Here is a 6,141-nt window from a genome sequence, read left to right as displayed (position 1 = left end):
ACGAATACTAATCGATCGAGGGCTTAACCTAAAAACATTATTGGAAAACGTTGTGAGTGCTATCTAGTTTTCAGGGAGCAAACCCCTGAAACAAGGAAGTTCGACTAAGTTCCACCACGTCCTGTGGTGAACATCGAACGGCTAACATCCTGTTAGTCTAGTGATGATGGCGAAGAGGTCACACCCGTTCCCATGCCGAACACGGAAGTTAAGCTCTTCAGCGCCGATGGTAGTTGGGGGATCTCCCCCTGCAAGAGTAGGACGTCGCTGNCCAGAGATCAAATGATCTCTGGCTTTTTTTGTATGATTTTTGCTAATAAACGCTCCTTTCAAAAGTAATCGCGGATATAATCTCAAATTCGCGGATAAAATGGTGGGAATCGCGGATATATTTCTGTTTTCGCGGATATATCGAAAATATCGCGGATAAACAGGAAATAAAGGCCAAACAGTGAAAAGCATACATCTCCTTTTAGAATTCTATCTATAGGGTAATAAAGTAAAGAACACATTATAACTGTTAACAATAACTCTAGGAGATTACAATAAGTGTTGAGGTGAAGGCTATGAGTGATACTGTGATTGTTTGGTTTCGTCGGGATTTTCGATTGAATGACCATACAGCACTTCAGAAAGCAATTGAATACTGTGAAGAACATGATAAAAAATGGATGGGGCTATTCCAATTAGACCCTCAATTTACGAAAAAAATAGATTTGCATCATGATTACTTTTTTCAAACAGTTGCGGAGTTTCAGAAGCGCTGTACTGAAGAGGATATTTCTTTTCAAATTATGAGTGGTGAGGCAATTGATGTATTTGATAAAGTGACGAAAAAATTAAACGTTGATGCTGTTTTTTACAATAAAGATGAAGCTGGTTATGGTAAGAAACGGGATAAAGAAGTGTCAGATTGGCTCAAAGAAAAAGACATTAAAGTGAAAGCTTTTCATGATTACTATCTTCATGGTGCTACTGAAATTAGAACGAAAACGGATAATACCATGTATCAGGTGTTTACTCCTTATTATAAACAGTGGCGATCCGTACAGAAGCCTTCAGTCATTAACACGGCCCTTAAAGAAGTTAAAAAGCACAGCGAAAAACGGAAAAAATCAATTGATGCTGAATCCGACAAAGAATTTGAAAAAGTAATAAAGGAATGTAATCAAACTTGGAAAGCACTTGGAGAAAAGAGTGCATTGAAACGAGCGAAGCGTTTTGTAAAGGAGAGAATGGTAGATTATGATGAGAATCGCGATCTGCCTTATGTGGTTGGAACAAGCAAGCTGTCACCCTATTTAAAAACAGGTTGCCTATCCGTTCGAACGCTTTACCATATGGTAGCAGAACATGATAGCAAGGGGGCAGAAACCTATATTCAAGAACTTGCTTGGCGTGACTTTTATGGTATGGTGCACGCTGAATTTCCTGAGTTTCGCGATAAAGAGTACCAGTCAAAGTATCGGAATTTGCCATGGAATAATGATAAAGAACGGTTGCAAAAATGGGAAGACGGTAAGACAGGATTTCCAATTGTAGATGCTGGCATGAGACAACTTAATAAAGAAGGTTGGATGCACAACAGACTTCGTATGATAACAGCTTCTTTTTTAACGAAAGATTATTTAATTGATTGGCGAGAAGGGGAAAAGTATTTTGAACAAAAATTAATAGACTATGATGAATCATCAAATACAGGTGGATGGCAATGGGCGGCTTCCACAGGAACTGATGCGGTCCCTTATTTCCGAGTTTTTAATCCGACAACTCAGGCTGAACGGTTTGATCCTGATGGGAGTTATATAAAAAAATATGTTAAGGAATTAAAGGAAGTACCTAAAAAGTATATTCATAATCCATCAAAAATGAGTGAAGATGAACAAGAAGAAAGTAATTGTATTATAGGAGAAGATTATCCCTCACCTTCTGTTAATCATAAAGAACAGCGACAGACTGTTTTAAGTGTATATAAAGAAAGGACCTAGAAAGCCAGGTATTATTGTACCTGGTTTTTATTAATTTAATCAGTCTCTTATCCATGAACAGTTCCTTAAAAGATATTTTTGAAATGAATGATCTTTTCACAGGGAATTGGCCCTTGCTACAGAACATTATATGGGAAGTGATAATTTTGAAATAACGCTGATAATAAGATGGATAGCAAATTAGCTCTGCAGTTGATTTAATAGTTGAACTAAATAGAGATAGGGCAGAATATACTAGTGTCAGGAATATGTGATTAATGAAAGGTGTCGATGGATCATGGTCCATTACGACCGTTTCCTCTATACAAGTCACCCGCTTAAAAAATCGATTTGATTTTTTAGGCGGGTTTTTTGATGGGCCTTTACTCAGATAATATGGTAGAGGAGTTGAAGATAATGGTTATTCTTGATGGGTATAGCTTAACAATAGACTCTTTAAGATCTCTCTTATATGATGATGTGAAAGCAGTTTGTGCTGAAGGTAGTTTACTTCGCGTGGATGAGAGTAGAAGAGCAGTTGAAAGAATTGTGAAAGATGGTGACATCGTTTATGGGATTACAACTGGCTTTGGTAAATTGAGCGATGTTCGAATCAATCCGGCAGATGTAGATCAACTTCAGCTTAATCTCATTCATTCCCATGCATGCGGGATTGGTGAACCATTTCCTCCAGTTGTTTCAAAGGCGATGTTAATTCTAAGAGCCAATGCGTTATTAAAAGGCTTTTCAGGTATTCGTAGAGAGGTAATTGAGCGACTTGTATTCTATGCAAATGAAGGGATACTTCCGATTGTTCCGCAACAGGGATCGCTTGGCGCAAGCGGAGATCTAGCCCCACTTGCTCATCTCGTTCTCCCATTGCTCGGTGAAGGAGAAGTTATTTATCTAGGAAATCGCACAAAAACAGAGACGGTATTACAGTCTCTAGCTTTACAGCCTCTGAAGCTTACTGCGAAAGAGGGATTAGCGCTCATTAACGGAACACAAGCTATGTCAGCCATGGGGGCAGTAACGTTCATAGAAGCTGAGAAACTCGCATTAGAAGCAGATGGTATTGCTGCGCTTACGTTGGAAGGATTAAGAGGCATAAGAACGGCATTTGATGAAGAAATTCATTTAGCTCGTGGTTATAAAGAGCAGTGTGAAGTAGCAGCTCGAATGAGAGGGTTACTTCAAGGTAGTCAGTTAGTGACGGACCAAGGCGAGCTACGAGTTCAAGATGCTTATTCACTTCGATGCATCCCTCAAGTACACGGAGCATCATGGCAAGCACTTCGCTATGTGAAGGAAAAATTAGAAATTGAAATGAACGCAGCGACGGATAACCCGTTGATTTTTCAAGGTGGTGCAAAAGTGATATCAGGTGGAAATTTTCATGGTCAACCGATTGCGTTAGCGATGGATTTTTTGTCAATTGCAATGGCTGAGTTTGGTAGTATTGCCGAACGAAGGATTGAAAGACTTGTTAACCCCCAGCTTAATGATTTACCACCTTTTTTAAGTCCAGAGCCAGGACTCCAATCGGGGGCAATGATCATGCAATATGTTGCAGCGTCGCTCGTATCAGAAAATAAATCGCTAGCACATCCTGCGTCTGTGGATTCCATTCCATCATCTGCGAATCAAGAAGACCACGTTAGCATGGGAACAATCGGATCTCGTCATGCGTGGCAAATCACATGTAATGTAAGGAGCGTACTCGCTATAGAAGCTATATGTGCAATGCAGGCCATTGATTATCGTGGATCTACTAAACTTGGATCACCAACAAAAGAAATTTACTGTGCTAGTAGAAAAATAGTGCCAGCAATTGATAAAGATCGTGTTTTCTCTTACGATATAGAAAGGTTTACTGAATGGTTGCGTTGTAATGATCAAATCCAGAAAATTGTACTTGATGCGTAGGAACTATTCTTTCTATACGAATGTCAAAATGAAATAAAATACGAACAATGATATAGTAGATGAAATAGATGAAAAGCAGGGGGATTTGCAGTGAACGAAAAAGAAATAGAAATTCTTGAGATTCTAGAAGATAATGCACGTGTACCGATGGAAGTATTGGCAGACATGGTTGATTTATCAGTTGATGAAGTCGAGAAAATCATTAAGTCTCTCGAAGAAAAAGACATCATCTTAAGTTACTCCTCTGTTATTAACTGGGATAAAACAGCTGGCAAAGATAGTGTCGCTGCTATGATTGATGTAAAGGTAACACCAAAACGGGAAGTCGGTTTTGATGAAATTGCTGAGCGTATTTACCGTTTCCCTGAGGTCAAGGCTGTTTACTTGATGTCAGGCGCATTCGATTTGTCTGTTCAAATCGAGGGCAAAACGATGAAAGAAGTGGCTTTCTTTGTTTCCAATAAGCTATCAACGCTTGATTCTGTTCTCTCTACGACCACTCATTTCTTACTGAAGAAATACAAACACGACGGAGTGATTTTTGAGCCGGAACAGAAAGATAAACGGATTGTGGTGTCACCATGAAGGAAGTTCAGCAACAGTATCTTTCCAAAACAGCTTCTAAATTAAAGCCATCAGGAATTAGAAAGTTCTTTGATCTTGCATCACAGATGGATAATGTCATCTCACTGGGCGTTGGAGAGCCAGACTTTGTCACACCGTGGAATGTATGTGAAGCGGGATATGCATCACTTGAGAGCGGTTATACAGCTTACACAGCAAATGCAGGACTACTTGAACTAAGAGAAGAGATCTCATCCTATTTATCTGATCAGTTTTCCCTTTCTTATTCTGCTGAGTCCCAGATCATTCTAACCGTTGGTGCAAGCCAGGCAATTGACCTTGCATTTCGCTCAATTATCGATCCTGGAGATGAAGTGGTTATCGTTGAACCTGGGTTTGTCGCTTATGCGCCAGCTGTAACGCTTGCTGGTGGTATACCAGTTTCTTTAGAGACGAAGGCAGAGGATGAATTCAAGCTTACACGTGAAAGCCTTGAGAAGGCAATTACGAAACGAACGAAAGCCATTCTACTTTGTTTTCCAAGTAATCCGACTGGAGCAACAATGTCGAAAGAAGAATTACAAAGCGTAACTGACGTCATAGAGAAGCATGATCTTTTAGTTTTATCTGATGAGATTTATGCGGAATTGACCTATGATGAGACGCACTATAGTATAGCGCGATTAGATGGAATGAAAGAGAGAACGATTTTAATATCAGGTTTCTCAAAAGCATTTGCGATGACAGGCTGGCGACTTGGGTATGTTACTGGCCCTGAAGAGATTATTGCGGCTATGCTCAAAATTCACCAATACACGATGATGTGTGCACCGACAATTGCACAACATGGTGCACTTGAAGCACTTCAAAACGGGCGAGACGATCTTGAAAAAATGAAGAAGAGCTATCGTCAGCGTAGAAATTATCTAGTAAAAGCATTTAATCAAATTGGTCTGTCCTGTCATATGCCTGGAGGTGCTTTCTATGCCTTTCCTTCTATTCAATCGACAGGAATGACATCCGATGAGTTTGCGGAGAAGCTCCTTGAAGAAGAACGTGTAGCTGTCGTCCCTGGTCATGTGTTTGGCGCAGGTGGGGAAGGATATATTCGCTGTTCCTATGCAACTTCAATCGAATCACTTCAAGAAGCAGTGAAGCGAATCGGGGTATTTGTTGAGCGTCATAGAGCAGAATAATAGAAGAAGACGCCGACCATAATTGGGCGGCGTCTTTTTCTTAGGCTCTTTTCTCAAAGGTTGTTGCTTTTGAAGAAATCTGTATAAAAAACCAAACTTAGCTGATTGGAGCGGAAAGCGAGCATCCTGAAGCGGAAATCACCCCCACGCTTATAGCAACAGTGTTTACGAAAAGAGCCTTTTCTTAATGAGATGTAGGATCATCGTTTTTTGTTCGTGAAGGCGTGTTACTAGAAACCAATTGACGCAGCAATTCATTTTGCTCCTGATCCGCTGCATTTTTTCGTTTCATAAATCCCATTGCTTTGAAAATAAATACAATGGTTAGAACGATAATAAATAACGCAATTGCAAAATATAAGATTCCGAAAAGGCTGAACATCATGCCAACACCGTCCATGCCCATTCCTTGATTATTAGACATCATAACTATCACCTCTTTTATCAACTATTGCTTTTTTACCACTTTATTCTTTGTGTGAAACATA

The 6,141-nt window shown here is 39.8% G+C and carries 5 protein-coding genes and 1 rRNA gene; 5 read left to right on the top strand and 1 reads right to left on the bottom strand.

Going from position 1 to position 6,141, the window contains the following annotated elements; translation table 11 throughout:
- Nucleotides 1-156 precede the first annotated feature (156 nt).
- The 5 genes from rrf (at nucleotide 157) to AB986_RS10300 (ending at nucleotide 5,653) form a co-directional block, all read left to right on the top strand.
- Nucleotides 157-273 (top strand): 5S ribosomal RNA (gene rrf / locus AB986_RS10320).
- A 293-nt stretch (nucleotides 274-566) separates the two neighbouring features.
- Complete coding sequence (locus tag AB986_RS10315; protein ID WP_048310732.1) at nucleotides 567-1,988, top strand: cryptochrome/photolyase family protein; 1,422 nt, start codon at nucleotides 567-569, stop codon at nucleotides 1,986-1,988.
- A gap of 396 nt (nucleotides 1,989-2,384) precedes the next feature.
- Nucleotides 2,385-3,893 carry a histidine ammonia-lyase gene (gene hutH / locus AB986_RS10310; protein WP_048310731.1) on the top strand — a complete coding sequence of 503 codons (1,509 nt, stop codon included), beginning with the start codon at nucleotides 2,385-2,387 and terminating at the stop codon, nucleotides 3,891-3,893.
- 90 nt (nucleotides 3,894-3,983) lie between these two features.
- Nucleotides 3,984-4,478 carry an Lrp/AsnC family transcriptional regulator gene (locus AB986_RS10305; protein WP_048310730.1) on the top strand — a complete coding sequence of 165 codons (495 nt, stop codon included), beginning with the start codon at nucleotides 3,984-3,986 and terminating at the stop codon, nucleotides 4,476-4,478.
- Nucleotides 4,475-5,653, top strand: coding sequence for an aminotransferase (locus AB986_RS10300; RefSeq protein WP_048310728.1), 1,179 nt, complete (start codon nucleotides 4,475-4,477; stop codon nucleotides 5,651-5,653). Before AB986_RS10305 ends, AB986_RS10300 begins: the two co-directional genes overlap by 4 nt.
- Nucleotides 5,654-5,837: 184 nt before the next feature.
- Here the strand turns inward: AB986_RS10300 and AB986_RS10295 are convergent, their stop codons facing one another.
- Complete coding sequence (locus AB986_RS10295) at nucleotides 5,838-6,080, bottom strand: hypothetical protein (protein WP_048310726.1); 243 nt, start codon at nucleotides 6,078-6,080, stop codon at nucleotides 5,838-5,840.
- Between the last annotated feature and the right edge of the window lie 61 nt (nucleotides 6,081-6,141).

The organism is Guptibacillus hwajinpoensis, assembly GCF_001039475.1.
Taxonomy (GTDB): Bacteria; Bacillota; Bacilli; order Bacillales; family Guptibacillaceae; genus Guptibacillus; species Guptibacillus hwajinpoensis.
The sequence above is the reverse complement of the archived record's forward strand: the minus strand, read 5'-3'. Positions and strand labels throughout refer to the sequence as shown.